The organism is Nocardia sp. NPDC050718 (assembly GCF_040654235.1).
Classification (GTDB): Bacteria; Actinomycetota; Actinomycetes; order Mycobacteriales; family Mycobacteriaceae; genus Nocardia.
Genome location: NZ_JBFAHQ010000001.1, coordinates 679,729 through 704,469, shown reverse-complemented (window position 1 = coordinate 704,469; position 24,741 = coordinate 679,729). Strand labels below are relative to the sequence as shown.

General features: G+C 68.8%; 27 protein-coding genes. 13 read left to right on the top strand and 14 right to left on the bottom strand.

The annotated features are described in order from the left end of the window. Nucleotides 1–87 precede the first annotated feature (87 nt). Both AB0H54_RS03330 and AB0H54_RS03325 read left to right on the top strand, forming a co-directional pair. The gene (locus tag AB0H54_RS03330; protein ID WP_357342440.1) at nt 88–684 is read left to right on the top strand and encodes an NTP transferase domain-containing protein; all 597 of its coding nucleotides are present in this window, start codon (nt 88–90) and stop codon (nt 682–684) included. A gap of 15 nt (nt 685–699) precedes the next feature. Continuing rightward, a complete protein-coding gene (locus AB0H54_RS03325; RefSeq protein WP_355274203.1) occupies nt 700–1,716 on the top strand; it encodes an XdhC family protein in 1,017 nt (338 codons plus the stop codon). Nucleotides 1,717–1,718: 2 nt separating this feature from the next. On the opposite strand, the gene AB0H54_RS03320 is transcribed toward AB0H54_RS03325, so the two are convergent. The 4 genes from AB0H54_RS03320 to AB0H54_RS03305 form a co-directional block, all read right to left on the bottom strand. After that, on the bottom strand, nt 1,719–2,783 hold the full coding sequence (locus tag AB0H54_RS03320; protein WP_357342438.1) for an ABC transporter substrate-binding protein: 1,065 nt from the start codon (nt 2,781–2,783) through the stop codon (nt 1,719–1,721). A 67-nt stretch (nt 2,784–2,850) separates the two neighbouring features. Then, complete coding sequence (locus tag AB0H54_RS03315) at nt 2,851–3,654, bottom strand: ABC transporter permease subunit (RefSeq protein WP_357342436.1); 804 nt, start codon at nt 3,652–3,654, stop codon at nt 2,851–2,853. Continuing rightward, nucleotides 3,651–4,394 carry an ABC transporter permease subunit gene (locus AB0H54_RS03310; RefSeq protein WP_357344179.1) on the bottom strand — a complete coding sequence of 248 codons (744 nt, stop codon included), beginning with the start codon at nt 4,392–4,394 and terminating at the stop codon, nt 3,651–3,653. The genes AB0H54_RS03315 and AB0H54_RS03310 overlap by 4 nt, the downstream gene beginning before the upstream one ends. 104 nt (nt 4,395–4,498) lie before the next feature. Next, a complete protein-coding gene (locus AB0H54_RS03305; protein WP_355274212.1) occupies nt 4,499–5,293 on the bottom strand; it encodes an ABC transporter ATP-binding protein in 795 nt (264 codons plus the stop codon). A gap of 245 nt (nt 5,294–5,538) precedes the next feature. Here AB0H54_RS03305 and AB0H54_RS03300 point away from each other — a divergent pair, with 245 nt between their 5' ends. Further along, nucleotides 5,539–6,555 carry an alpha/beta hydrolase family protein gene (locus tag AB0H54_RS03300; protein ID WP_355274214.1) on the top strand — a complete coding sequence of 339 codons (1,017 nt, stop codon included), beginning with the start codon at nt 5,539–5,541 and terminating at the stop codon, nt 6,553–6,555. 75 nt (nt 6,556–6,630) lie between these two features. Here the strand turns inward: AB0H54_RS03300 and AB0H54_RS03295 are convergent, their stop codons facing one another. The 5 genes from AB0H54_RS03295 to AB0H54_RS03275 all read right to left on the bottom strand — a co-directional run bounded on the left by AB0H54_RS03295 (nt 6,631) and on the right by AB0H54_RS03275 (nt 10,903). Further along, nucleotides 6,631–7,215: a TetR/AcrR family transcriptional regulator gene (locus tag AB0H54_RS03295; protein WP_357342434.1), complete on the bottom strand. Its 585-nt coding sequence runs from the start codon at nt 7,213–7,215 to the stop codon at nt 6,631–6,633. A gap of 185 nt (nt 7,216–7,400) precedes the next feature. Next, nucleotides 7,401–7,772, bottom strand: coding sequence for a DUF3349 domain-containing protein (locus tag AB0H54_RS03290; protein WP_357342433.1), 372 nt, complete (start codon nt 7,770–7,772; stop codon nt 7,401–7,403). Nucleotides 7,773–7,842: 70 nt separating this feature from the next. After that, a complete protein-coding gene (locus AB0H54_RS03285) occupies nt 7,843–8,124 on the bottom strand; it encodes a hypothetical protein (protein ID WP_357342431.1) in 282 nt (93 codons plus the stop codon). Between the two features lie 10 nt (nt 8,125–8,134). Beyond that, nucleotides 8,135–9,319: an inorganic phosphate transporter gene (locus AB0H54_RS03280; protein ID WP_357342429.1), complete on the bottom strand. Its 1,185-nt coding sequence runs from the start codon at nt 9,317–9,319 to the stop codon at nt 8,135–8,137. Between the two features lie 63 nt (nt 9,320–9,382). Then, nucleotides 9,383–10,903: an ATP-dependent DNA ligase gene (locus AB0H54_RS03275; RefSeq protein ID WP_357342427.1), complete on the bottom strand. Its 1,521-nt coding sequence runs from the start codon at nt 10,901–10,903 to the stop codon at nt 9,383–9,385. A 94-nt stretch (nt 10,904–10,997) separates the two neighbouring features. Between AB0H54_RS03275 and ramB the strand changes: the two genes are divergently transcribed. After that, nucleotides 10,998–12,404 carry an acetate metabolism transcriptional regulator RamB gene (gene ramB / locus AB0H54_RS03270; protein WP_355274231.1) on the top strand — a complete coding sequence of 469 codons (1,407 nt, stop codon included), beginning with the start codon at nt 10,998–11,000 and terminating at the stop codon, nt 12,402–12,404. 1 nt (nt 12,405) lies between these two features. Here the strand turns inward: ramB and AB0H54_RS03265 are convergent, their stop codons facing one another. Further along, nucleotides 12,406–14,235, bottom strand: coding sequence for an acyl-CoA dehydrogenase (locus AB0H54_RS03265; RefSeq protein WP_357342425.1), 1,830 nt, complete (start codon nt 14,233–14,235; stop codon nt 12,406–12,408). Between the two features lie 341 nt (nt 14,236–14,576). Between AB0H54_RS03265 and urtA the strand changes: the two genes are divergently transcribed. The 6 genes from urtA (at nt 14,577) to AB0H54_RS03235 (ending at nt 20,135) form a co-directional block, all read left to right on the top strand. After that, nucleotides 14,577–15,827: an urea ABC transporter substrate-binding protein gene (gene urtA, locus AB0H54_RS03260; RefSeq protein WP_355274241.1), complete on the top strand. Its 1,251-nt coding sequence runs from the start codon at nt 14,577–14,579 to the stop codon at nt 15,825–15,827. A gap of 73 nt (nt 15,828–15,900) precedes the next feature. Continuing rightward, nucleotides 15,901–16,785 (top strand): urea ABC transporter permease subunit UrtB, encoded by an 885-nt coding sequence (gene urtB, locus AB0H54_RS03255; protein WP_357342424.1) that lies wholly within the window; start codon nt 15,901–15,903, stop codon nt 16,783–16,785. Further along, nucleotides 16,782–17,918: an urea ABC transporter permease subunit UrtC gene (gene urtC, locus AB0H54_RS03250; protein WP_357342422.1), complete on the top strand. Its 1,137-nt coding sequence runs from the start codon at nt 16,782–16,784 to the stop codon at nt 17,916–17,918. Before urtB ends, urtC begins: the two co-directional genes overlap by 4 nt. After that, entirely contained in the window at nt 17,915–18,727 is an 813-nt protein-coding gene (gene urtD / locus AB0H54_RS03245; RefSeq protein ID WP_357342420.1) for an urea ABC transporter ATP-binding protein UrtD, read from the top strand. The genes urtC and urtD overlap by 4 nt, the downstream gene beginning before the upstream one ends. Continuing rightward, nucleotides 18,720–19,412 (top strand): urea ABC transporter ATP-binding subunit UrtE, encoded by a 693-nt coding sequence (urtE, locus tag AB0H54_RS03240; RefSeq protein ID WP_189025293.1) that lies wholly within the window; start codon nt 18,720–18,722, stop codon nt 19,410–19,412. Before urtD ends, urtE begins: the two co-directional genes overlap by 8 nt. A gap of 9 nt (nt 19,413–19,421) precedes the next feature. Continuing rightward, nucleotides 19,422–20,135 carry a GntR family transcriptional regulator gene (locus AB0H54_RS03235; RefSeq protein ID WP_357342418.1) on the top strand — a complete coding sequence of 238 codons (714 nt, stop codon included), beginning with the start codon at nt 19,422–19,424 and terminating at the stop codon, nt 20,133–20,135. Between the two features lie 4 nt (nt 20,136–20,139). Here the strand turns inward: AB0H54_RS03235 and AB0H54_RS03230 are convergent, their stop codons facing one another. Next, complete coding sequence (locus AB0H54_RS03230) at nt 20,140–21,036, bottom strand: nuclease-related domain-containing protein (protein WP_357342417.1); 897 nt, start codon at nt 21,034–21,036, stop codon at nt 20,140–20,142. A 201-nt stretch (nt 21,037–21,237) separates the two neighbouring features. Between AB0H54_RS03230 and AB0H54_RS03225 the strand changes: the two genes are divergently transcribed. Together AB0H54_RS03225 and AB0H54_RS03220 are read left to right on the top strand one after the other, a co-directional pair. Further along, the gene (locus AB0H54_RS03225; protein ID WP_357342416.1) at nt 21,238–21,783 is read left to right on the top strand and encodes a carboxymuconolactone decarboxylase family protein; all 546 of its coding nucleotides are present in this window, start codon (nt 21,238–21,240) and stop codon (nt 21,781–21,783) included. Between the two features lie 55 nt (nt 21,784–21,838). Further along, complete coding sequence (locus AB0H54_RS03220) at nt 21,839–22,216, top strand: VOC family protein (RefSeq protein WP_357342415.1); 378 nt, start codon at nt 21,839–21,841, stop codon at nt 22,214–22,216. Here AB0H54_RS03220 and AB0H54_RS03215 read toward each other — a convergent pair whose 3' ends face one another. Continuing rightward, complete coding sequence (locus tag AB0H54_RS03215; protein ID WP_357344177.1) at nt 22,217–22,540, bottom strand: hypothetical protein; 324 nt, start codon at nt 22,538–22,540, stop codon at nt 22,217–22,219. 105 nt (nt 22,541–22,645) lie between these two features. Then, entirely contained in the window at nt 22,646–23,494 is an 849-nt protein-coding gene (locus tag AB0H54_RS03210; RefSeq protein ID WP_357342413.1) for an SDR family oxidoreductase, read from the bottom strand. Nucleotides 23,495–23,593: 99 nt separating this feature from the next. Here AB0H54_RS03210 and AB0H54_RS03205 point away from each other — a divergent pair, with 99 nt between their 5' ends. Next, nucleotides 23,594–24,001 carry a helix-turn-helix domain-containing protein gene (locus AB0H54_RS03205; protein WP_357342412.1) on the top strand — a complete coding sequence of 136 codons (408 nt, stop codon included), beginning with the start codon at nt 23,594–23,596 and terminating at the stop codon, nt 23,999–24,001. Here the strand turns inward: AB0H54_RS03205 and AB0H54_RS03200 are convergent. Further along, on the bottom strand, nt 23,998–24,702 hold the full coding sequence (locus tag AB0H54_RS03200; RefSeq protein ID WP_357342410.1) for a polysaccharide deacetylase family protein: 705 nt from the start codon (nt 24,700–24,702) through the stop codon (nt 23,998–24,000). The two genes, AB0H54_RS03205 and AB0H54_RS03200, sit on opposite strands and share 4 nt — an antisense overlap. Nucleotides 24,703–24,741: the final 39 nt, after the last annotated feature.

The window sequence follows — 24,741 nt, the reverse complement described above, 5'->3', positions numbered from 1 at the left end:
TGTGCGGTCGGTCACGTCGGCGTGTCGTCGTCCTTGCGCTCCCCTGCTGTAATCGAGCGGCAACATTGCGCAATTACCTTCACCGTCATGCCCCCGATCGACCCTCCCGTGCCGTCGGCGTGCACGGGTGTCGTCCTCGCGGCGGGCGCCGGCACCCGCTACGGCAAACCCAAGGCACTCGCCGAAGACGGCGCCTGGCTGCGCGCGGCGATCACCGCCCTGCGCGACGGCGGCTGCGCTCCGGTGATCGTTCTGCTCGGTGCCACCGGCCCCGATCCGGCCGCCGTGCACCTGCCGCCGGAGACCGAGTGGCGGTGGGTCGCGGACTGGGCCACCGGCCTCTCCGCGACCGTGCGCGCGGGTCTGCGCGCGGCCGCCGAGGCGGGCACCCGGTATGTGGCGTTCCTTCCCGTCGACACCCCCGATATCGGAGCCGATGTGGTCGCCCGGGTACTCGCCGCGGCCCGCGCGAGCGAGAGCGGACTGGCTCGTGGTGTGTTCTCCGACACACCTGGCCATCCCGCTGTGATCGAGAACAAGCACTGGGACGCCATTTCGGCGGAAGCCGTAGGTGATGCGGGAGCTGGTTCCTATTTGGGCGCCAGTCAGGATATGGTGTGCGTCACGTGCGACGACTTGGCGACAGGGAACGATCGCGATTTCCCGGTAGTCGGCGCACGGTGATCGGAGTTTTGAGATATGCGCGATATCGTCGATGACCTTCTGCGAGTGTGGCATTCGGGCCGTACCGGCGGCCTCGCCACCGTGGTCCGTACCATCGGCACGAACGCGCTGCCGATCGGGTCGGGAATGCTCGTCACCCCCAATGGCGGAGTCTTCGGATCCATTGCTTCCGGGCGCCTGGAGGAGACGGTCTACGAGGCGGCACTGGAAGCCGCGCAGACCGGCATCCGGCAACTACGCCGCTACAGCCTGATCACCGGAATGGAATCGGGATCCGACGACGGCGAACTGGTCGATATCTTCATCGAGCCGTTCTCCTGCCGCGATTTCCCGGAATTCCCCGCTATCGCCGCCGATATCCAGGCCCATCGCCGGGTCACCGTGTTCACCGTGGTGTGGAACCAGGATCCCGATGTCATCGGTCAGCATCTGGTCACCGATCGCAAGCACGCCACCGAGCTCGTCGCCCTGCCCGAGTCGGACCTGTTCGTCGCCTCCTACTGCCCGCCGCCGCGCCTGATCATCTTCGGCGCCAACGCCTACGCCGCCACCCTGGCCGCCCAGGCCAGGATGATCGGCTACCGGGTCAGCATCTGCGACTCGCGGCCCGAGTTCGCCGACCCGGCCTCGTTCCCCGGCGCCGAGGTCGTCGTGGACTGGCCACACCGCTACCTGAACACCCTCTCGGCCGCGGGCGAGATCGACAGCAGCACCGGCATCGTGGTGCTGGCCAACGAGCCCCGCTTCGAGATCCCGCTGCTCACCGTCGCCTTACGACTACCCGAGCTGGGCTACCTCGCCGCGCTCGGCTCGCCCGCCGACCAGGCCCGTCGCCTCGACGACCTGCGCGCGGGCGGCTTCGACGAGCCCACCCTGGCCCGCCTGCACGTGCCCGCCGGCCTCGAATCGGGCCCGCGCACGCCGGCCGAGACCGCCGTGTTCGTCACCGCCGACTTCCTCGCCTCGCGCGCGGGCCTGCGCCTGGCGGCCCGCCGCGACTACGGGTCGGCGGCGGTCGGCCTGGCGATCTAGGACTACTTCAACCCGGGGTTCTCCGCGTAGACCTCGCGCAGGATCGACAGGTCGAACAGCTGCTCGGCCTTGATGTCGATCTTCGCCGTGCGCAGCGCGGCGATGTTCTGCTCGATCAGCGCGTCGGTCATCGACAGCAGACCGTCGGTCTTGGTCGAGGCCGAGACGACCAGGTCGTTCTGCGCGATGGCCTCCTTGGTCTGCTCGCCCAGCTCGAGCTTCTGGTCCTTGCCGTACACCTCGACGGCCAGCCGGGCCGACTCGGCGGGATCGGCGACCGCGTCGCGCCAGCCCTTGATCTCGGCGATCAGGAACGCCTTCAGCTTGTCGCGCTCGTTGTCGATGGTGTCCTGGGTGACCGTCAGCGTCTCGGCGACCAGTGGCAGGCCGAAATCGGCGAACAGGAAGTGGTCGTTGGCGAAGCCCTTGGCGGCCAGGGTGATCGGCTCGTTGGTCACGTAGCTGACCCAGCCGTCGACCTCGCCGTTGGCCAGCGGGGTCGGGTCGAACTGCGCGGGCACCACCGTCACCTCGCCCGGCTTGATGCCGTTGGCGGCCAGCAGGGCGCTGAAGATCAGCTGGTTGGTGTCCTGCACGCCGATCTTGCGGCCCTTCATGTCCGCGGGCGACTTGATCGGCTTGCCCGCCGAACTGACGATCGCGAACGGATTCTTCTGATAGGTCGCGCCGACGATCTTGGCGGGCAGTCCCTCCAGGATCGCGGGCGCGGTGGTCTGCGGCGCGGACAGCCCGATCCATACCTTCCCGGTGTCGAGTCCGGCCTCCACCGAGGTACTCGCCGCGCCACCCGCGATGAGGTCTACCGCACCGAATCCCGCATCCTTGAAATATCCCTTCGAATCGGCGAAATACTCACCCGCGAATTCGATGTTCTTCAGCCACGACAACTGCACCGCGACCTTGCCGTATTTCGAGCCGTCGGCGCTCGAACCGTTCGACGAACTCCCCGAACTGCTTCCGCACGCGGCCAGCAGTCCGGCCCCGCCGAGCGCGGCCCCGGTCAGCGCGGAATAGCGGAGAAAGGAACGACGGTCGATACTGTTCATGCGCCGAATGTAGTTTCGGTGCGTTTCGTTCTCTTTGCGTCTGCGTTCCGCCGCTATTCTTTCCCGATCAGGCCCGCCCGGCGCTCGGGCCGAACCGCGCGAGCACCAGATTCTCGACGACGCCGACGATCGCGTAGAGCAGCACCGACACCACCGTCACCACCACGATCGAGGCCCACAGCCGGTTGTACTGGAACATCGGAATGGCGCGCACCAGACTGGCGCCCAAACCCGTTCCGCTGCCGAGCCATTCACCGAGCAATGCGCCGATCAGCGCGCCCGGCACCGAGACCCGGGCCGCGGCGAACACCGAGGGCAGCGCGGCGGGAACGGCGACCATCCGCAGCCGGGTCCACCGCGAGCCGCCGTAGGCGGTCACCAATTCCATGGCCTGCCTCGGCGCTTGGCTCAGCCCGGTCATGATCATCACCAGCGCCGGGAAGAACACCACGATCGCGGCCAGTACCGCGACACCCACCGTGCCGCGACCGAAGACCAGCACCACGATCGGGCTCAGCGCCACCAGCGGCACCGAGCGCAGCAGCATCGCCACCGGCATGAACGTCTGCCGCACAGCCGAATACAGCACGAACAGCGCGGCCACCCCCAGGGCGCCGAGCATGCCGACGGTGAAGCCGATCGCGGCGTCGCGCAGGGTGATCGCGAGGTCGTCGAGAATCGCCTGGCGGGCCGTTTCGGCACCCGGCGCGGTCACCAGGTAGCGCCAGATGTCCGACGGCGTCTTGCCGACCCGCGGCCCGATCTGCGGGAACGCCCGCAGGAACAGCGACCAGATGACCAGCAGCAGGATCAGCGAGGTCGCCAGCGGCAGCAGGAATCGCCCGATCCGGCGCAGCACGGTGGTCGTCATCGCCGCTCCTCCGTACTCGCCGTCCACGGCGTGATCAGTCGCGCGGCCACCGCGACGAGCAGATAGCCCAGCCCGGCCAGCGCGGCGGCGGCCAGCGCCATGCCCCAGGTGCGCGGCACGTTGTAGGCGGTCTGGGCGGCCGTCAGCGCGACGCCGATCCCGCTGTCGACACCGCCCAGGTATTCGCCGATGATCGCGCCGAGCACCGCTGACGGCGCGGCGATCTTCAAGGCGGCGAACGTATTCGGCAGCGCCGCGATCGCCCGCACCCGGTACAGCCGCTGCCAGCGACCGCCGCCGTAGGCGCGCACCAGATCCAGGCTCGCCGGGTCGGCCGAGCGCAGGCCGGTGACCGCGCCGACCATGGTGGTGAAGAAGCAGTACATGGCGGCCAGGAACACCGTCGGGGTGCGGCCGCCGAAGACCACCAGGATGATCGGGCCCAGCGCCACCAGTGGCGTGCAGTAGCTCAGGATGGCCAGCTGGGTGGCCAGCGGCTCGATCCGGGGGATCAGCATGATCAGGGCGGCGAGCCCGATCGCGAGCGCGTTGCCCCACAGGAAGCCCTGGAGCGCGCCCGCAGCCGTCACCCGGAAGTTCGGGCCGTACAGGCCCCAGCCGTCCGACCACATGGTCGACAGCACCCGCCAGGGCGTCGGCACCGTGCCACCGGCCACGCCAGCGGCCGCCAGCACCCACCACAGCGCGATCAGGGCGGCGACGCCCAACGCGCCCGCCATCCGGTGACCACGGAATCCCCCTCCGAGCCGCGCGCGAATCGCGCGCACCGGCGGCTGCCCGCCCGTTGCCGCCACCGGCGGCCCCGACCCCGCGAGTGCCTCACTCATGCCACACCACCGCGGCCGAACAGCAGCTCGGACAGGTAATCGCAGAGCTTGTGGAATTCCGGGGTCCGCATCATCTCGGGCGTCCGGGGGCGCGGCAGGTCGATCTCGACCAATTCGAGCACCCGGCCGGGACGCGGGCTCATCACCGCGACCACATCGGAGAGGAATACCGCTTCCCCGATGCCGTGGGTGACCATCAGCGTGGTCGCGGGCTTCTCGGTCCAGATGCGCAGCAGTTCCAGGTTCAGCCGCTGCCTGGTCATGTCGTCGAGGGCGCCGAACGGTTCGTCGAGCAGCAGCACCGACGGCTGCACCACCAGTGCCCGCGCGATCGAAACCCGTTGGCGCATACCACCGGACAACTGCGCGGGCTTGGCCTTCTCGAAACCCTCCAGGCCGACCAGCGCGATCAGCTCGGCGATCCGCTCCGGTTCGGCGGGCAGCCCGGCGACCTGCAGCGGCAACCGGATGTTCGACTCGACGCTGCGCCAGGGCAGCAGCGCGGAATCCTGGAACGCGATCCCGAGCTGATGGCCGCCGCGCAGCCGCTCGGGCGTCAGCCCGTTGATCGTGGCGGTGCCCGCGGTGGGTTCGTCGAGACCGGCCAGAATTCGCAAAACGGTCGATTTGCCGCATCCGGACGGGCCGAGCAAGGAGAGGAATGCGCCGTTCGCGGTCCGCAGATCGACCGAGTCCAGCGCGCGCACGGTATCGCGACCCACCCGGAACGACTTGCTCAACCCGCTGATCTCGATCCCGGCCGACGCGCCGCCGGGGATTTCCTTACCCATGGCCGTCACCATAAGAGCGGCTGGTTGCGGCGGTATTTCCGATTCGCGGGCAGTATTGCGCGGTCGTTAACCGTGCTCGAGGTCACGGCGAATTGTGAACCAGTAACGATTCTGTCCCGCCGGAGGACATAGAGTGTCGGAGGATCTGACAGCCCCGCAGCCGTCGAGCGCGCATCGTTCGGCCAAGGGGGGAAGCACTGCGATGACGGAGCCGACACGGCCCGTGGACTGGAACCGACTGTTCGATGAAGCTCTCTGCTGTACGTACCGTGGCCGCCTTGCGCACCACCGCCGTAGCTCTGACCGCCGCGCTGTCGGTGGCCGTGATCGCGGGCGGCGGCGCCGCCTCGGCCGAACCCGAGAAGCCCTCTGCCGTGTCGTCGATCGTCAAGGACGGGCGCACCTGGCACCTGAAGGTGTACTCGGCGGCCATGAAGAAGGACATCACCGTCGACGTGCAGCGGCCGGTCGACGAGTCCAAGCCCGCCCCCAACCTCTACCTCCTCAACGGCCTCGACGCCGGTGAGGGCACCGCCAGCTGGGCCGCGCAGACCAACGCGCTCGGCTTCCTGGCCGACAAGCAGGTCAATGTCATCCAGCCGGTCGGCGGCCGCGGCAGCTACTACGCCGACTGGCAGAAGGAAGACGCCCGCCTCGGCCTGAACAAGTGGAACACCTTCTTCACCCAGGAGCTGCCGCCGCTGCTCGACAGCACCCTCAACTCGACCGGCCTCAACTCGCTGGCCGGCCTGTCCACCTCCGGCACCTCGGTGCTGCAGCTGGCCGAGGCCAAGCCGGGCCTGTTCAAGTCCGTCGCCGCCTACTCCGGCTGCGCGCAGATCGCCGACCCGATGGGCAGGCAGTTCGTCAAGTTCTCCGTGGAGACCTGGGCCGGTGGCGACACCGAGAACATGTACGGCCCGGACAACGACCCGGCCTGGGTCGCCAACGACCCGGTCCTCAACGCGGAGAAGCTGCGCGGCACCAACCTCTACATCTCCAGCGGTAGCGGCCTGCCGGTGATGGAGGACGTGCGCTACTACACCGAGGGCAACGGCCCGATGGGCGTGGTCAACCTCGGCCTCGGCGTCGCGATCGAAGCCGCGACCAACGCGTGCACGCAGAACCTGAAGACCAAGCTGGACTCGCTGGGCATCCCGGCCACCTACATGTTCAACCCGGTCGGCACCCACTACTGGCCGTACTGGGAGCAGGCGCTGCACGAGTCGTGGCCGATGCTGGCCCAGGGCATGGGTATCTGATTCTCCCGTAGAACCGAAAAGGGAGGCGTCCGATCGGGCGCCTCCCTTTTTCGTCTGCTCAGGTCGTTCGGATGCTCAGGTCGGCAGTGCCGAAGGCCGGACCGAGAGCCCGGACCGGATGAAATAGGCGATCTCGTCGCAGATCTCGTCGACCGAGATCGCGTCACCGGGAACGGTGGCGTGCACCATCTCCTGCGCCAGCGAATTCACCGCGCCGATCAACGCGAGCGTGAACAGGTGCACACTGCGCGATTCCGCTTCCCCGCGCGCGGCGGCCCGCTGGGCCTCCCTGGTGAGCAGGCCGGAGACCGATCGCCGCTGCGCGCGCCGCCACTCCTCCACCGCCGGGCTCACCCCGACCACCTCGACGTAGAAGACCCTGGCCGCGCGCCGATCCCGGCAGGTCACGGCGAGAAAAGCCCGGAAGCTCTCCACCACGCGCACCACCAGCGGCTGCTCGCTGGTGTGCTCCAGCGCCTCGTCGACCCGGTGCAGCGCGGCGGTGTTGAGCCGGTCGACCAGGGCGATCAGCAGCGCCTCGCGGCTGCCGATGTCCTCGTAGAAACTGCGGGTCGACACATTCGCCGTCGCGCACAGGCGCTCGATCGAGGTCGACGAATAACCCTGGGTACCGAATAGTTCCAGTGCTGCATCGGTCAACCGGTTTCGCCGCATGGCTACTCGCTGCTGGCGCGACAATCCACCGTAACTACGACCACTATCGGTTTCATCCACACGCCGAACCACCCGTGCATGCTAGCGCGCACCCGGCGGGCATCCGGGCGAATCGGAAATTGGTGCTGCCACGAATTCCGCTGGCACAGCGGAATTGTCGCGCCGGTAACTCAGTCCTGTTCCGGCGCCGGTTCACCCTCGTCCAGCGGTTCGGCCAACGGCCAGCCACCGGCGGCCAGATGCGAGGCCACGCGCGAGACGTCGTCCGGCGCGGGCTGCTGCTTGGCGAAATCGGCGATCGCCGCCGCGATCTCGGCCTCGCTGATCGATTCCCGGTTCGGATTGGCCTCGATCAGCTTCTCGCCGATGACGACCACCTCGTAGTCGGTGAGGTGCCGGTGCAGAACCGCGAACAGTGCGACATAGTCCGATTGCGGGATGCCCTGCGGATATCCGGCGCGCAGCCAGCCGAGCACCCGCGAGAGCAGGTTGCGCCGAACGGCGGGCGTGGGAGTCGGATCTGTCATCGCGTCCTCGCTCATGCTGTTTCCTTTCCGCATGCTCGGGCGCCCTGCGTGGTTACGCGGGCTGCCTCCTCCGGGCGCTGACCGCTCATGCGGCCCCGAACAGATGGATGCCGAACTGATGGGCGATGAAGGCCTTGGCGGTGAACAGGATTCCGGTGATCACCACCATGACGATGACGACCACGCAGATCAGCGCACCGGCCAGCGCCGGGTAGTTGCGGCGGACGCGACCGTCGGCGTCGACCGTCTCCGCCTGGGCCCACCACCGCACGGCGAAGGCGAAGACCGCGGGCACGCCGGCGCCGAAGACCAGCGCGGCCAGCACCACTTCCCACAGTGAACTCAGATTCGTGATCACGGATTGCACGATCGCTCCTTTACCCGGCGTGGTGCTGTTCGACCGACGACGGCGTCGCCGCGGGCGGCACACCCTCGGGCCACTCGTTGACATTGTGGGTGCCGACCGGGTCGCGGCGCGACCGCAGATAGATGCCGAGCGCACCGCCGATCAGGATCGCGAACACCACCAGCACGCCGGGCAGGCCACCGATGAGGTGCGCGATGGCCCAGCAGATCGCGCCGACGATGCCCGCCATCGGCAGCGTCAGCAGCCAGGCGACGGCCATCCGGCCCATCACCCGCCAGCGCACCTCGGCGCCCTTGCCGATGCCGGTGCCGAGGATCGAGCCGGTCGCGGTCTGCGTCGTCGACAGCGGCAGGCCGAAATGCGCCGAGGTGAGGATGATCGCCGCCGAGGTGGACTCGGCGGCCATTCCCTGCGGCGACTCGATCTCGACCAGGCCCTTGCCCAGGGTCCGGATGATCCGCCAGCCGCCGAGGTAGGTGCCGAGGGCGATCGCCACCGCGCAGGCCGCCATCACCCACAGCGGCATGTGGTCGTCCTTGTCGAGCGTGCCGTAGGCCACCAGCGCCAGGAAGATGATGCCCATCGTCTTCTGCGCGTCGTTGGTGCCGTGGGCCAGCGAGACCAGCGACGCCGACCCGATCTGGCCCCAGCGGAAGCCCTCGTTCGCCTTGTCCTCGTCGACGCCACGGGTGATCCGGTACACCAGGAAGGTGGCGATGGCCGCGACCAGCGCGGCGATCACCGGGGCCAGGATCGCGGGCAGCACGATCTTGATCAGCACGCCCTCCGAGCCCGACGCCCAGATCACGCCGTTCCAGCCGAGCGCGGCGATCGTGGAGCCGATCAGGCCGCCGAACAGCGCGTGCGAGGAACTCGACGGCAGCCCGAGCAGCCAGGTCAGCAGGTTCCACAGAATGCCGCCGACCAAGCCGGCGAAGACGATGACGAGCAGGTCCTGCCCGCCCACGTCGTTCAGCTGCACGATGCCCTTGGCCACAGTCGCCGCCACCGATACCGACAGGAAGGCGCCGATCAGATTCAGCACGCCGGAGAGCGCCACCGCCACGCGCGGCTTCAGCGCCCCGGTGGCGATCGAGGTCGCCATGGCATTGGCCGTGTCGTGGAATCCGTTGGTGAAGTCGAATGCGAGAGCTGTGACGATGACGATCAACAGGACCATTAGTTCGGCGCTCACCCGAACAGTGTGTCGTATGCCGATACCGGATTGCCAAACTGTTGCAGGTAAGTCCCCGACGGGTCAGCTCACGACCCCCAGCGCGCGCACCGCGTCGATGGTGTCGGCCTGCTCGGGCTCCTTGTCCGGCCGGTAGCGCAGCACCCTGGCGAAGCGCAGGGCGACACCGCCCGGGTACCTGGTACTGGCCTGGACACCGTCGAGCGCGATCTCGACGACGAGCCGCGGGCGCAGGAACACGGCGTGCCCGTCGGTGTGGGTCTGGTGCCGGGGGAACTCCGCGGTCTGCCAGCGCAGCAGCTCGTCGGTGAGGCCCTTGAACGTCTTGCCGACCATCACCGGCTCGCCCGTCTCCGGGTCGCGCGCGGCCAGGTGCAGATTCGACAGGAACCCGGTGCGCCTGCCGTAGCCCCACTCCGCGCCGATCACCAGCAGGTCGAGGGTGTGCGCCGGTTTGATCTTCTGCCAGGCCTTGCCGCGCCTGCCCGCCGCGTACGGCGCGTCCAGCGCCTTGACCATCACGCCCTCGTTGCCGACGGCCAGCGCGTCGTCGTAGTACTCGGCGGCCGCCTCGGCGTCGGGGGCGACCAGCGCCGGGATGACGTGCTCGCCCGCCACCCCGGCCAGCGCGGCGCGGCGGGCCCGCAGCGGTTCGTCGATCAGGTCGACGCCGTCGAGGTGCAGGCAGTCGAAGAAGTAGGGGTGCAGCAGCAGGTCCCTGGCGTCCTCGCCGACGGTCGCGAACCGGCTCATCGTCTCCTGGAACGGGCGCGGCCTGCCCGCGTCGGTCAGCGCGAGGGTCTCCCCGTCCAGGACCACGCTCGCGCAGTCGAGGCCGGCCACCAGCTCGACCAGCTCGGGCACGCTCGCGGTGATGTCGCGCAGCGTGCGGGTGAAGACCCACACGCGCTCGCCGTCGCGGTGCACCTGGATCCGGGCGCCGTCGAGCTTGTGCTCGACGCTCACCTGCGGGCCGAGTTCGGCCAGCGCCTCGTCCAGCGAGCCGCCCGGTGACGCGAGCATCGGCGCGACCGGCCTGCCGACCTCGAGCCGGAACGCGGTGAGCGCCGCCTCGCCGCCGGTGACCGCGGCGACGGCGGTCGCGGGCAGCTGACCGGACAGCATGTGCGCGCGCCGCACCACCTCGACCGGGATGCCGGTGGCCAGCGCGAGCGCATCGACGACGACCGCGGTGAGCGCGCCCTGGCGCAGTTCCCCGGTGAGCAGCCGGATCAGGAAGGACTGTTCGTCCTCGGTCGCGGCGGTGAACAGGGCCGTGAGCAGTTCCCGCCTGCGCAGCGTCGAGCCGGTGCCGCTGAGCCCGGTGAGTTCGGTGAAGACGCCGTCGACCTCGCCGACGGTCAGCCGCGGCTCGCCACTCGGCGGTGTCTCCAGGCCCGCCACCGTGCGCCACCCCGCGCCGATCCGGCCCTGCACCAGGTCACCGGAGAGCCAGGCGACGACGGTCCCGATCTCCGCCGGGCCCGCGGCGGCGAAGAGCTCGGCCAGCGCGGCGATCTTCGCCTTGCGCGACCTGGTTGCCCGCACGGCCGCCGAGGCCGCGACGACATCGCTGACAAGCACCCGACGACGGTAGCGCGACGGTGTGACACATCGCTCAGCCCACGCTGTTAAGAATCCATTGGCAAGGTTGCGAAACCGCCCATAAACTGGACATATGGCCAAGACCTATGTCGGTGCGCGGCTGCGCCAGCTGCGGACCGAGCGCGGGCTGAGCCAGGTCTCGCTGGCCCAGAAGCTGGAGATCTCGGCCAGCTATCTCAACCAGATCGAGCACGACGTGCGGCCGCTGACGGTGCCCGTGCTCAAGCGGATCAACGAGGTCTTCGGCGTCGATCCGGCCTTCTTTTCCGCCCACGACGACACCCGGCTCATCGCCGAGTTGCAGGAAGTCGTGATGGACGCCGAACTCGGCATCGAGGCCGACACCCAGGAGATCGCCGACATGGTCTCGGCGCATCCGAGCATGGCGCGCGCCCTGGTCGCCATGCACAACCGGTACCGCAACACCAGCGCCCAGCTGGCCGCCGCCACCGAGGACCGGTTCTCCGACGGTTCCGGCAGCGCCGCGATCAGCAAGCCGCACGAGGAAGTGCGCGACTACTTCTACCAGCGCCAGAACTACATCGACGAACTCGACACCGCGGCCGAGGACCTCACCGCGCGCATCCGGTTCCACGGCGGCGAGGTGAGCACCGAGATCGTCCGGCTGCTGCGCGCGCACGGCGTGCGGATCGTCGAGCGGATCGACCTCGGCGAGGGCGTGCTGCACCACTACGACCCCGAGACCAAGCAGCTCGAGATCTCCCCGCACCTGTCCGGCGGGCAGCGCACCTTCAAGCTCGCCGCCGAACTGGCCTATCTCGAGTGCGGGCCGCTGCTCGACAAGCTGGTCGAGGAGGGCAATTTCGCCTCCGAGGCCTCGCGCAAGCTGGCCATGCTCGGCCTGGCCAACTACTTCGCCGCGGCGACGGTGTTGCCCTACACCCACTTCCACGAGGTGGCCGAGGACTTCCGCTACGACATCGAGCGCCTGTCGGCCTTCTTCTCGCAGAGTTACGAGACCATCTGCCACCGGCTCTCGACGCTCCAGCGGCCGAGCCTGCGCGGCGTTCCGTTCTCGTTCGTCCGCGTCGACCGCGCGGGCAATATGTCGAAACGCCAGTCCGCCACCGGTTTCCACTTCTCCGCCAGCGGCGGCACCTGCCCGCTCTGGAACGTCTACGAGACCTTCGCCTACCCCGGCAAGATCATGACCCAGATCGCCCAGATGCCCGACGGCCGCAAATACCTCTGGGTCGCCCGCACCGTCGAACGCCGCGCCACCCGCTACGGCCAGCCGAGCAAGACCTTCGCCATCGGCCTCGGCTGCGAACTCCGCCACGCGGGCCGCGTCGTCTACGCCGACGGCATCGACCTCGGCGAAGCCACCGCCACCCCGATCGGCGCCGGCTGCCGCGTCTGCGTCCGCTCCAACTGCCCCCAGCGCGCCTTCCCCCCACTAGGCAAGGCCCTCGACATCAGCGAACACCGCAGCTCGGTCTCCCCCTACCTGATCAAGTAGGTCAGAAGGCTTCCTCCGGGATGGACATGATGTCGTTGTCGAGGGTGGCGAGGATGTTCTTGGTGGCGGTGAGTTCGGGGAGGACGTTCTTGGCGAAGAAGCTCGCCGCGGCCACTTTGCCCTGGTAGAAGGGGCGGTCTTTGGGAGCGGCGTCGGCGGCGAGGGCCGCGGCGGCGATGTCGGCCTGGACGAGCAGGCGCCAGGCGATGAGCAGGTCGCCGACCGACATCAGGAAGCGGACCGAGCCGAGGCCGACCTTGTAGAGCTCGGTGGGGTCGGTCTGGCCCGCCATGGCGTAGCCGGTGAGGGTGGACGCCATCGCGCCGATGTCGGCCTGGGCGGTGCGCAACAGGGCGCGCTCGGTGGCGAAGCGGCCGGTGTCGCTGTCCAGGTAGGCGGTGATCTGCGCGTTCAGGTGCGCCAGCGCGGCGCCGCGATCGCGAATGATCTTGCGGAAGAAGAAGTCCTGGGCCTGGATCGCGGTGGTGCCCTCGTAGAGCGAGTCGATCTTGGCGTCGCGGATGTACTGCTCGATCGGGTAGTCCTGCAGATAGCCGGAGCCACCGAAGGTCTGCAGCGACTCGGTGAGCAACTGGTACGCCCGCTCCGAGCCGACGCCCTTGACGATCGGCAGCAGCAGATCGTCCACCCGGTGCGCCAGCTCCGCGTCTGCGCCGGAGACGAGCTGTGCCACGTCCTCGTTCTGATGCGCGGCGGTATACAGATACACCGCGCGCAACCCTTCGGCGTACGCCTTCTGCATGGCCAGCGACCGCCGCACATCGGGGTGATGGGTGATGGTGACGCGCGGCGCCGCCTTGTCCGCCATCTGCGTCAGATCCGCGCCCTGCACCCGCGTCTTGGCGTACTCCAGCGCGTTCAGGTACCCCGTCGACAACGTCCCGGACGACTTCACGCCCACCGTCATCCGCGCGTTCTCGATCACCTTGAACATCTGCGCGATGCCGTTGTGCACGTCGCCGACGAGCCAGCCCTTGGCAGGCACCGCGGTGCCACCGAAGGTGACCTCACAGGTCGGCGAGGACTTGATCCCCATCTTGTGCTCGACCCCGGTCACGTACACGCCGTTGCGGTCACCGAGCTCGAATGTCTCAGGATCGAAGAGGAACTTCGGCACGTAGAACAGCGACAACCCCTTGGTGCCGGGACCGGCGCCCTCCGGCCGGGCGAGCACCAGGTGGAAGACGTTCTCCGCGATCTCACCCACGTCACCACCGGAGATGAACCGCTTCACGCCCTCGATGTGCCACGATCCGTCGGGCTGCGGCACGGCCTTGGTCCGGCCCGCGCCGACGTCGGACCCGGCATCGGGCTCGGTGAGCACCATGGTGCCCTGCCACCCGCGCTCGAATCCGCCACGCGCCCAGCGCTTCTGCTCCTCGGTGCCGACCTCGTAGAGCACCGAGCCCATCAGCGGGCCCATATTGAAGAAGCTGGCCGCCGGATTGGCGCAGATGACGAGCTCGTTGATCGCCCACATCAGCACGTTCGGGGCGGCGGTGCCGTCCATGCCCTCCGGCATGCCGAGGCGGAACCACCCCGCCTCCTGCACCGCGGCCACCGTCTTGCGTAACGGTTCGGGCACGGAGATGTCGAAGGTGTCCGGATGGAAGACCACGGGGTGCCGGTCGGCGTCGGCGAACGAGTCCGCGATCGGCCCCTCGGCCAGCCGTTCGACCTCGGCGAGAATCTGGCGCACCGTCTCGGAATCCAGGTCGCCGTAGGCGCCGGTATCCAGGAGCTTGTCGAGGTTGAGCACCTCGAACAGATTGAACTCGATGTCCCGCACGTTCGCCTTGTAGTGCCCCACGTGGCGCCTCCTCGACTGACCACACACGGCCCGAGTGCCGCGTGCTCCGGCTGTTCGACGTCGTACGAATTCGAAGCGTGCCGCACCGTGGCGTCCCTACGCAACCGTAGGCGCGCAGCCGCCCGCATCCGCCGCCGAGCAATTGTTCACATGGATGAAACAGACGAAACGGACACGTGACCGAGAGATATTCCGGTGCAACAAGTTCCCTCTACTGTTCCGCTCACGAATACAGCCGCTGTATACAACTCGGTGTACATCCAGTCACCGGGGCAGACCGCGGTGGTGTTCGTTGTGGCGCGTGTGGCGCCGCCGTTACACCTGATGAGGAGAACCGCCCCATGTATCGATCCCGTTTGGCCAAGGCACTCGCGGTGCCCGCCGCGGTGGCCGTCACCGGCCTGTTGCTCACCGGTTGCGGTGCCCGTGACGACGCGTCGTCCGGCTCGACCGCCGCCTCGTGCGTCGACACCACCAAGGACACCATCAAGGTCGGCTCGCTGCACTCGCTGTCCGGCACCATGGCCATTTCCGAAGTCACCGTTGCCAATTCGACCAAGCTGGCGATCGACCAGATCAACGCCGCGGGCGGTGTGCTCGGCAAGAAGATCGAGATCGTCCTCGAAGACGGCGCCTCCGATCCGAAGACCTTCGCCGAGAAGGCGGAGAAGCTGATCAGCTCCGACTGTGTCGCCGCGGTGTTCGGCGGCTGGACCTCGTCGAGCCGCAAGGCCATGAAGCCCAAGTTCGAGAGCCTGAACTCGCTGCTCTACTACCCCGTGCAGTACGAGGGCCTGGAAGACAGCAAGAACATCTTCTACACCGGCGCCACCACCAACCAGCAGATCATCCCCGCGCTGGACTACCTGAAGCAGAAGGGCATCAAGTCCCTCTACCTGGTCGGCTCGGACTACGTCTTCCCGCAGACCGCCAACCGCGAGATCAAGGCCTACGCCGCGGCCAACGGCATCGAGATCAAGGGCGAGGACTACACCCCGCTCGGCTCGACCGACTTCTCCACCATCGTCAACAAGGTCCGTAATGCCAAGGCGGGCGCGGTCTTCAACACCCTCAACGGTGACTCCAACGTCGCCTTCTTCCGCGAGTACACCAACGCGGGCCTGAAGGCCGCCGAGATGCCGGTGGTCTCGGTGTCGATCGCCGAGGAAGAGGTCGCCGGCATCGGCGCGCAGAACATCGCGGGCCAGCTGACCGCCTGGAACTACTACCAGACCGTCGACACCCCGGTGAATAAGAAGTTCGTCGCCGACTACAAGGCCGCCTTCGGCGCCGACAAGCCCACCTCGGACCCGATGGAAGCCGCCTACGCCTCGGTCTTCCTGTGGAAGAACACCGTCGAGAAGGCCAAGTCCTTCGCCGTGGCCGACGTGCAGGCCGCCGCCGACGGCGTCAGCTTCGAAGCCCCCGAGGGCACCGTCACCATCGACGGCTCCAACCACCACATCACCAAGACCGCCCGGATCGGCGAGATCCGCCCGGACGGCCTGATCTACACGGTGTGGGACTCCGGCAAGGCGATCACCCCGGACCCGTACCTGAAGTCCTACGACTGGGCCAAGGGCCTCAAGTAAGTAGCCCGACAGGTGTGGGACGCGCCGTCCGCGGCGCGTCCCACACCGCCCCATTTCCAAGGAGTCCGCTGCAATGGACGTGCTGATCGGCCAGCTCTTCACGGGGTTGAGCCTGGGATCGATTCTTCTGCTCGCCGCCCTCGGTCTGTCGCTGACCTTCGGTCAGATGGGCGTCATCAACATGGCGCACGGCGAATTCATCATGGCCGGCTGTTACACCACCTACGTTGTGCAGCAGGTCTTCTCGTCGGCGGGCGTCTCGCTGGTCGTCTCGTTGTTCATGGGCTTCCTGATCGGCGGCCTACTCGGCGCCGCCCTGGAAATGGGCCTGATCCGCTACATGTACGACCGTCCGCTGGACACGCTGCTGGTCACCTTCGGTGTCGGCCTCGTGCTGCAACAGGCCGCGCGCGACATCTTCGGCGCGCCCGCCAAGAACGTGCTGGTGCCCGAATGGCTCAGCGGCGGTATCACCATCGCGGGCGCGGTGGTGCCCAAGACCCGCATCTTCATCCTGGTGCTGGCGATCGTCGCGGTGACCGCGCTGGCCGCCGTGCTCAAGACCACCCCGATGGGTCGCCGCATTCGCGCCGTCGTGCAGAACCGCGGCCTGGCCGAAACCTCGGGTATCTCTTCGCGATTCACCGATATCAGCACGTTCTTCATCGGGTCCGGCCTGGCCGGTGTCGCCGGTGTGGCGCTGACCCTGATCGGCTCGACCAGCCCGACCATCGGCCAGAGCTATCTGATCGACGCGTTCCTGGTGGTCGTGATCGGTGGCCTCGGCCAGATCAAGGGCACGGTGATCGCGGCGTTCGCGCTCGGCCTGCTCAACTCCTTCATCGAATACTCGACCACCGCGTCCATCGCGAAGGTCATCGTGTTCGTCCTGATCGTCATCTTCCTGCAGGTCCGCCCGCAGGGCCTGTTCACCGTGCGGACGAGGAGCCTGGCATGACCGCACTCAAGGACCGTCTCAGCGCCTACCCCCGGCTGACCCCGCTCGCCGGTTTCGCCGTCGCCGCCTTCATCCTGTTCGCGGTGGCACCGGCGGTGCTCAGCGACTTCCGGCTGAACCTGCTCGCCAAGTTCCTCTGCTTCGCCATCGTGGCGGCGGGCATCGGATTGGCGTGGGGCCGTGGCGGAATGCTCACCCTCGGCCAGGGCGTGTTCTTCGGCATCGGCGCCTACATCATGGCCATGCACATGCAGCTGGCCGACGCCGCTCGCCTCGGCAACGACGTCCCGGAGTTCATGGAGATCTCCGGCATCAGCGAACTGCCGGGGTTCTGGCAGCCGTTCACCTCGGCGCCGGTGGCCATCCTCGCCATCCTGGTGCTGCCCGCGCTGGTGGCGGCCGTGCTCGGCTACGGCGTGTTCAAGCGCCGGGTGCGCGGCGCGTACTTCGCCATCCTGAGCCAGGCGCTGGCCGCGGCGCTGGCCATCCTGCTCACCGGGCAGCAGGCCATCGGCGGCTTCACCGGCCTGTCGGACTTCCGGTCCTTCTTCGGGTTCCGGCTCTCCGACCCGGCCAACCGCCAGATGCTGTTCTTCATCGCCGCGGGCACGCTGCTGCTGGTCGTCGCGCTGATCCGCCAGCTCAACCGCAGCCGCTACGGCGAACTGCTGGTCGCGGTGCGCGACGCGGAGGAGCGGGTGCGCTTCCTCGGCTACGACCCGGCCAACATCAAGATCGTCGCCTACGTGGTGGCGGCGTTCCTGGCCGGGATCGCGGGTGCGCTGTTCACCCCGATCGTCGGCATCATCTCCCCCGCCGACATCGGTGTCGTCCCGTCCATCGCCTTCCTCATCGGGGTCGCGATCGGTGGCCGCACCACGCTGCTCGGCCCGGTCCTCGGCGCGATCGGCGTCGCCTGGGCGCAAACCTCGCTCTCGGAGTCGTTCCCGTCGGGGTGGACCTACCTGCAGGGCGTGCTGTTCATCGTGGTCGTCGGGTTCATCCCCGCCGGACTGGCCGGACTGTGGCCGCTGTTCAAGGGCTGGTGGCAGAGCCGGAAACCGGAACCCACACCCGCACCGGCGCCGGCCGAACCCGCCGTCGTCACCGAGGAGAAGGTGGAAGCGCGATGACCACACACGAGCCCAAAGCGGGCGGCAACGCGGGCATGGACAGCGACTACCTCGAAATCCGTGGCCTCTCGGTGAGTTTCGACGGATTCAAGGCGGTCACCGATGTCGATCTGACGGTGCTGCAGGGCGACCTGCGGTTCCTGATCGGTCCCAACGGCGCGGGCAAGACCACGCTCATCGACGCGATCACCGGCCTGGTGCCCGCCACCGGCTCAGCGCAGAAGTCGGGCACCGAGCTGCTCGGCAAGAAGGTGCACCAGATCGCGCGGCTCGGCATCGGCAGGACCTTCCAGACCGCGAGCGTGTTCGAGCAGCTCAGCGTGCTGCAGAACCTGGATATCGCAGCGGGAGCGGGCCGTTCGGCGCTGTCGCTGCTGCGGGCGCGCAAGTCGGTACTGCCGAGCATCGAAGAGGCCCTGGAGACAACGGGTCTCACCGCGCTGCGGGACAAGCCCGCCGGGGTGCTGGCACACGGGCAGAAGCAGTGGCTCGAGATCGGCATGCTGCTGGTGCAGAACGCCTCGGTGCTGCTGCTCGACGAACCCGTCGCGGGCATGAGCGCCGAGGAGCGCGAGGAGACCGGAAATCTGTTGCGCCGCATCGGCGGTGACCGCGTGGTCGTCGTCGTCGAGCACGACATGGACTTCATGCGCTCCTTCGCCACCTCGGTCACCGTCCTCGCGGGCGGCAAGGTGCTCAGCGAGGGCAGTGTCGAAGAGGTGCAGGCCGATCCGAAGGTGCAGGAGGTCTACCTCGGCACCGCGGCACTGGCCGGGGACGCGACGAACAAGGAGTCGGCCGATGCTTGAACTACACGACATCCACTCGGGCTACGGGCGCACCGAGGTGATCCACGGCGTCAGCCTGACCGTCCCGGACGACAGCGTGGTCGCCATCATGGGCCACAACGGCGCGGGCAAGACGACGCTGCTGCGCACCGCGGTCGGCCTGCTGCCGACCAAATCGGGCACGATCACCTTCGACGGCGACAAGATCACCAAGCTGTCCCCGTCGCAGCGGGTCAAGCGCGGCATCGCCTACGTGCCGCAGGGGCAGCAGAGTTTTCCCCAGCTGACCACCGCCGAGAATCTCCAGGTCGTCGCCGACGGGCGCAAGCGCGGCAAGGCGCTGATCGAGGAATCGCTGGAACTGTTCCCCGCCCTGCGTGAGCTGCTGACCCGCAAGGCCGGGCTGCTCTCCGGCGGTCAGCGCCAGCAGCTGGCCATCGCCCGCGCCCTGATCACCGAGCCCAAGCTGCTCATCCTCGACGAGCCGACCGAGGGCATCCAGCCCTCGGTGGTGGCCGAGATCGAGCGCACCATCATCGATCTCACCCAGCGCGGTGGCCTCAGCGTGCTGCTGGTGGAGCAGCACATCGGCTTCGCGCTGCAGGCCGCGCAGCACTACTACGTGCTGCATTCGGGGCATCTCGGCTCGTCGGGCGAGGGCGGTGCCGGTGCGGAATCCGCGGTCCGCGCGGCGATGGCGATCTGACCGCAGGCCATGAACCGCAGGGGGCGGGTGTCTCTGGCCGAGCGCGTCTACCTGGCGCTGCGCGACGACCTCGCCACCGGGACCGTCCCGCCGACCGAACGACTACGCGCCGAACGGCTGGCCCAGCGGTACGGCGTCTCGCGCACTCCGGTGCGCGAGGCGCTGGCCCGGCTCCAGGCCGACGGGCTGATCCAGCGCCACCAGGACGGGCTCTATCTGTACCGGCCGCGCCTTGCCGAGCTGGACGAGCTCTACGAGCTACGAATAGTGCTGGAGGCCCGTGGTTTCCAGCGCATCGATGCCGCCGACTCGGTTCAGCCGCACAGTCCCGCCTCGCACGATCTGCCCGCCGTGCGCGCGGAACTGGAACGCTGGCGCGAGTACCGGGACACCCCACCGGAACCGGGGCCGGAGCTGGTGGCGGCCGACGAGCGATTCCACACCGAACTACTGCGGGCAGCGGGCAATTCGGCCCTCGCCGACGCGCTCACCGCGGTCTATGTGCGGGTGCGCCCGGTCCGCACCATGGACGTGCCGACCGCCGAGCGGGTCGCGGCGATGACGGCCGAGCACATCACCATCGCCGAACAGGTCCTGGCCGGCGCGGGCGAGGCGGCCCTGCACACCCTCACCGCGCACATCGATTCCTCCCGCGCGCATGTCCGGGTGCGCGCCGAGCAGGCGATCGCCTTCACCAAACTCGGTCGCGCCGTGCGGGATTGAGCGCTCAGCAGCCGTTCTGGAACGGCCAGCACTCGACCGGCCGCTGACTGGCCGGCGTCGAGGACGGCGCCCTGGTCGTGCTCTGCGAGGTGTCCGAGCTGGGGCGCGGCTGCGGCGAGTCCCGCAGCAGGGCCTGGCCGACCACCAGGAACACCACGAACACCCCGAGCACGGCCACGGCGAACAGGATCAGCCCGACCAGCTTCCCGCGCTCGGCAGGCTGGGCGGGCGGCGGCGGCTGGATCGGTTCGGTGAACCTGCGCGGCTGCGGCGGGAGCGGCGTCGGCGCGGGGCGGCTGCCCGCGAAACCGTCGGCGGCCAGCTCGGCGCGCGGCGGTGTCAGGGTGCCGACGCCCAGCGCGGTGCAGGTGGTGAGCACCCGGTCGATGGTCCAGGCCGGGGGCCCGGCGGAGAAGCCCTCGAGGTAGACCCGCAACTCGTGCGCGTCGACGGTATTGGCGACCAGCACGTCCAGCCCCGGTCGCAGCGCCGTGCGCGCGGGCCGCACCACCACGCCCCGGTACGGCACCATCACCACCGCGCCGCTGACATGCCTGCTGTCCTGCAGCGCCTGCTCGAGCGCGACGCGCACGGCGTGGATCCCGTGTTCGAGCCGGTCGGTGAGGCCGCCCGAGGGGTCGGCGTCCAGGTCGAGCGGGCTGTCGCTGATCGTCCACTCGCCCGCCGCCGAGACCGCGAGCAGGCCGCTCTGCCGCCGCCGGAAGCCCTTCACCTCGATGACCGTGATCCCCCGTGGCGTCACGACCACCGCGCCGAGCCTGCGATCGCCCACCCGGCAATCCACCAGCGCGAGCCCCGTGCTCGGATAGGCGCGCAGGCAATCCACGAACTCCCGCTCGGCGCCGGTGAGCTCCGCATCCGGCCTGATCCGAACCAGCATTCCGATGTTCCCCTACCAGTGCTGCGACCTCACACCGCCGCTGCGCGCTGCGGTACCCACCGATCATGACGCGCAACTGTTGCGAAAACCACTGGAAACCAAAGAAAACCGGCACGACTACCGCAGTCGCCGTCAGGATCCCGTACCGGCGAGTACGCTGCGAACCGGCCGGGCGAGCACGAGCAGACAGGTGGAGATGTGATGGATCCAGCGCCCCTACCACGGGTTTCCCCGGGACGGTTCGCCGAACTCGGACCGATCAACTGGGTTGTCTGGCAAGTGCTTTCCCGCGCGTCGGGCACCGACGACGCGCACCTGTTCAGCACGCTCGGGCGCACCGGCGGGCTGTTCCGCGGCTGGCTGCACTTTTCCGGCAAGCTCATGCCGGGCGGGCGGCTGCCGCGCGCCGAGGCGGAGCTGGTCATCCTGCGGGTCGCGCATCTGCGCGCCTGCGACTACGAGACCGACCATCATCGCCGCCTCGGGCGCAGGGCCGGGCTGACGGCCGTGGAGATCGACCGGGTCGCCGCCGGACCGGACACGGAGGGCTGGACGCCGCGGCAGCGGGCGCTGCTCACGGTCGTCGACCAGCTGGTGACCGGCCGCGATGTCGACGACGCCGCGTGGGCCGGGCTCGCCGCGCACTACGACGAGCGGCTGCTCATCGAGATCGTGCTGCTGATCAACCAGTACGAGGGCCTGGCCGCCACCATCACCACGCTGCGGATCGACCGCGACAGCTTCTGACCATGTGACGCAGGTCATACAGCGGAACCGGCGGCCTCCTCGCCATCGTTAACCCATGCAGATCACCGGCTCCGCCATCTCGCTCAATGTCGCCGACCCGCAGGCCTCGGCGACGTTCCTGATCGACCACCTCGGCTTCACCGAGCAGATGGCCGCCGACGGGTTCGTCTCGCTCCAGCGACCCGATGCCGGGATGAACGTCATCTACCTGCGCACCGGCCTGAGCACGTTCAAGCCGGCGCGCATCGCGGGCAGCGCGGGCGACGGCACGCTGGTGGTGTTCGTCGTCGACGACATCGACGCCGAATACGAGCGCCTGCGCACCGCGGGCGTCCCGATCGAGACGCCCATCGAGACCGAGGAGTGGGGCGAGCGCTACTTCCAGCTGACCGACCCGAACGGGATCGTCATCCAGCTGGTGCAGTGGGTGTGATCAGCGGCGCGCCACGCGCAGCGCGGCCACGATCATCGGGATCTGCAGCGGCAGCCGCGCCAGCACGCCTGCCTTGAACAGGCCGGGCGCCTTCGGGTTGCCCACCACGTCGACGGCCATCTGGATGTTCGCCGGGAAGACGCCGATGAACAGCGCCGCGGCCAGCCAGCCGCCGAGGCGACGGGTGCGCGGCACCGCGAGCGCCGTCGCCACGCCGAGCTCGGCGACCCCGGAACCGTAGGTGTAGGCCCGCGGGTTGCCGGGCAGCTGCGGCGGCACGATGCCGTCGAAGGGCTTCGGCGCAACGAAGTGCAGGACGCCCATCACGAACAGCAGCCCGCTCAGGTAGGAGTGCGTGCGTCGACGGGGAGTTTCGGTAGCCACACCCGAACTCTGCCACACGGCTCCCCGTCGGCCCACCCCCGGAAATCAGCCGAGGACGGCGCGGAACGCCTCGGCGGGCGGGGTCACCGGGCGGCCGAGGAGCTTGGCCAGATCACCGGTGCGGACCTCGAGCAGGCCGTCGGCGATGCCCGAGTCGGCGTCGGCCAGCGCCGCCGCCACCGGCTCGGGCAGGCCCGCCTGGCCGAGGACGGTCGCGTAGTCGGCTTCGGCGAGATTCTCGTAGCGCACCGGGGAGCCGGAGACCTCGGTGAGCACGGCGGCGATGTCGGCACCGCTCAGGGCCTCGTCACCGCCGAGCTCGTAGACGCGGCCCTCGTGGCCGTCGGTGGTGAGCACGACCGCCGCGGCTTGCGCGTAGTCGGCGCGCGGAGCGCCGGAGACCTTGCCCGCGCCCGAGGCGCCGGCCAGCACCCCGGTCTGCGTGGCGTGCGCGGCGCCCGCCGCGTAGTTCTCCCAGTACCAGCTGTTGCGCAGCAGGACGGTCGGGATCGACGCGGTGGCGAGTACTTCCTCCGTGCCGCGGTGCTCCTGCGCGAGGATCATCCGATTGCCGTCCGCGACGGGAATGCTGGTGTAGGCGAGCAGCCGGACACCGGCGCGCTCGGCGGCCCGGAGGACATTGGTGTGCTGGGCGACCCTGGCACCGAATTCGTTGCCGGAGACCAGCAGCACCCGGTCGACGCCGGCCAGCGCGGCGTCGAGCGCGGCGGGGTCGTCGTAGCTCGCCTGCCGGACCTGCGCGCCACGTTCGGCCAGGTCGGCGACCTTGGCGGGATCGCGCACGATCGCCACCGGCTGTTCGCCCGCCGCCAGCAGGGCCTCCACGACGAGCCTGCCCAGCTGTCCACTCGCTCCGGTCACCGCGACAGTCATGATCTACCTCCAGGGTTGGTTCCGATTTTCTAGTACTAACTATTAGTAAGCACTATGCATTCCGCAAGCACTCTGGTCAAGAGCGGTACGATCGGCGGTATGAGCACGCAGCCCTCGTCGACCGACGACGATCAGGCGCTGGAAGCCGACGTCTTCGCGCGCAACTGCCAGTCGCGGCCGGTGCTCCAGAACGTCGCCAGCCGATGGGGTGTGCTGGCCCTGGTGGCGCTACGCGAAGGCCCCTACCGGTTCAGCGCGCTGCGCAGACGGGTCGACGGCGTGAGCGAGCGGATGCTGTCGCAGACCCTGCAGGGGCTCGAACGCGACGGGATGGTGCATCGCGAGGTACTCGAGGCCATCCCGCCCCGCGTGGAGTACACGCTCACCGAGCTCGGCGCGCAGGTGGCCGAACGCCTGGAGTCGCTGATCGTGGTCCTGGAGACCAACATGGACACCGTCCGCGCGGCCCAGGCGAACTATCACCGTTCCGCCGCTCCGCGCGGCTAGGCGGGCGCTCGCCGCAGCAGGTCGGACACGGTGGTGAAGTCGTAGCCGCGCGCCCGCAGGCCGGACACGATCTCCGGGAGCGCGGCGGCGGATTCGCGGCCGTGCATGACGTGCAGCAGCACGATCGAGCCGGGTTTCGTCTGCGCCAGGGTGTCGTCGACGATGGCGGCGCGGGTGGCGCCGCCCGCGGAATCGGGTTCGACATCCCAGGTGACCGTGGTGCGGTCGTGCTCGGCGAGATAGCTCGGCAGCGCCCAGAGCTTCTTGCCGTAGGGCGGGCGGAAGGTGATCGGGCCCTGGTAGCCGGTGCGGCGGATCTCGGCGTCGGTGCGCTCGATCTCCGCGCGCACCGTGTCACCGGAGATCAGCACCATACGGCGGTGCGAGTACGAGTGGTTGCCGATCTCGTGGCCCGCCGCCGCGATCGCGGCACCGTAGTCGGGATGGGCGGCCAGGTCGTCGCCGATCAGGTAGAAGGTCGCCGGGACCCGCAATTCGGCGAGCGTGCGCAGGATCTCGGGGGTGCGTTCGGTCGGCCCGTCGTCGAACGTCAGCGCGACCAGCTTCTCGTCGGTGTCGACGCGATCGACCAAGCGGCCGGTCAGCTGGTAGGTCCGCGAATTCATGAGCACGTACAGCCCGGCGACGATCACCAGCAGCAGCGCGACCGCCGCGGCCCCACCGATCAACCACTTACGCATTGCTGTTCCGCCTCTCCGCGTATTCAGGCCAGACTAAGG

What these genes read in the sequence shown, in the direction of transcription:
- AB0H54_RS03205 (WP_357342412.1), top strand. Translation starts at nt 23,594, where the DNA reads ATGAGCACGCAGCCCTCGTCGACCGACGACGATCAGGCGCTGGAAGCC.
- urtC (WP_357342422.1), top strand. Translation starts at nt 16,782, where the DNA reads ATGACCGCACTCAAGGACCGTCTCAGCGCCTACCCCCGGCTGACCCCG.
- AB0H54_RS03225 (WP_357342416.1), top strand. Translation starts at nt 21,238, where the DNA reads ATGGATCCAGCGCCCCTACCACGGGTTTCCCCGGGACGGTTCGCCGAA.
- AB0H54_RS03300 (WP_355274214.1), top strand. Translation starts at nt 5,539, where the DNA reads ATGAAGCTCTCTGCTGTACGTACCGTGGCCGCCTTGCGCACCACCGCC.
- urtD (WP_357342420.1), top strand. Translation starts at nt 17,915, where the DNA reads ATGACCACACACGAGCCCAAAGCGGGCGGCAACGCGGGCATGGACAGC.
- AB0H54_RS03320 (WP_357342438.1), bottom strand. Translation starts at nt 2,783, where the DNA reads ATGAACAGTATCGACCGTCGTTCCTTTCTCCGCTATTCCGCGCTGACC.
- AB0H54_RS03215 (WP_357344177.1), bottom strand. Translation starts at nt 22,540, where the DNA reads ATGGGCGTCCTGCACTTCGTTGCGCCGAAGCCCTTCGACGGCATCGTG.
- AB0H54_RS03310 (WP_357344179.1), bottom strand. Translation starts at nt 4,394, where the DNA reads ATGGCGGGCGCGTTGGGCGTCGCCGCCCTGATCGCGCTGTGGTGGGTG.
- AB0H54_RS03210 (WP_357342413.1), bottom strand. Translation starts at nt 23,494, where the DNA reads ATGACTGTCGCGGTGACCGGAGCGAGTGGACAGCTGGGCAGGCTCGTC.
- ramB (WP_355274231.1), top strand. Translation starts at nt 10,998, where the DNA reads ATGGCCAAGACCTATGTCGGTGCGCGGCTGCGCCAGCTGCGGACCGAG.
- AB0H54_RS03220 (WP_357342415.1), top strand. Translation starts at nt 21,839, where the DNA reads ATGCAGATCACCGGCTCCGCCATCTCGCTCAATGTCGCCGACCCGCAG.
- urtB (WP_357342424.1), top strand. Translation starts at nt 15,901, where the DNA reads ATGGACGTGCTGATCGGCCAGCTCTTCACGGGGTTGAGCCTGGGATCG.
- AB0H54_RS03305 (WP_355274212.1), bottom strand. Translation starts at nt 5,293, where the DNA reads ATGGGTAAGGAAATCCCCGGCGGCGCGTCGGCCGGGATCGAGATCAGC.
- AB0H54_RS03235 (WP_357342418.1), top strand. Translation starts at nt 19,422, where the DNA reads ATGAACCGCAGGGGGCGGGTGTCTCTGGCCGAGCGCGTCTACCTGGCG.
- urtE (WP_189025293.1), top strand. Translation starts at nt 18,720, where the DNA reads ATGCTTGAACTACACGACATCCACTCGGGCTACGGGCGCACCGAGGTG.
- AB0H54_RS03200 (WP_357342410.1), bottom strand. Translation starts at nt 24,702, where the DNA reads ATGCGTAAGTGGTTGATCGGTGGGGCCGCGGCGGTCGCGCTGCTGCTG.
- urtA (WP_355274241.1), top strand. Translation starts at nt 14,577, where the DNA reads ATGTATCGATCCCGTTTGGCCAAGGCACTCGCGGTGCCCGCCGCGGTG.
- AB0H54_RS03315 (WP_357342436.1), bottom strand. Translation starts at nt 3,654, where the DNA reads ATGACGACCACCGTGCTGCGCCGGATCGGGCGATTCCTGCTGCCGCTG.
- AB0H54_RS03230 (WP_357342417.1), bottom strand. Translation starts at nt 21,036, where the DNA reads ATGCTGGTTCGGATCAGGCCGGATGCGGAGCTCACCGGCGCCGAGCGG.
- AB0H54_RS03290 (WP_357342433.1), bottom strand. Translation starts at nt 7,772, where the DNA reads ATGAGCGAGGACGCGATGACAGATCCGACTCCCACGCCCGCCGTTCGG.
- AB0H54_RS03325 (WP_355274203.1), top strand. Translation starts at nt 700, where the DNA reads ATGCGCGATATCGTCGATGACCTTCTGCGAGTGTGGCATTCGGGCCGT.
- AB0H54_RS03330 (WP_357342440.1), top strand. Translation starts at nt 88, where the DNA reads ATGCCCCCGATCGACCCTCCCGTGCCGTCGGCGTGCACGGGTGTCGTC.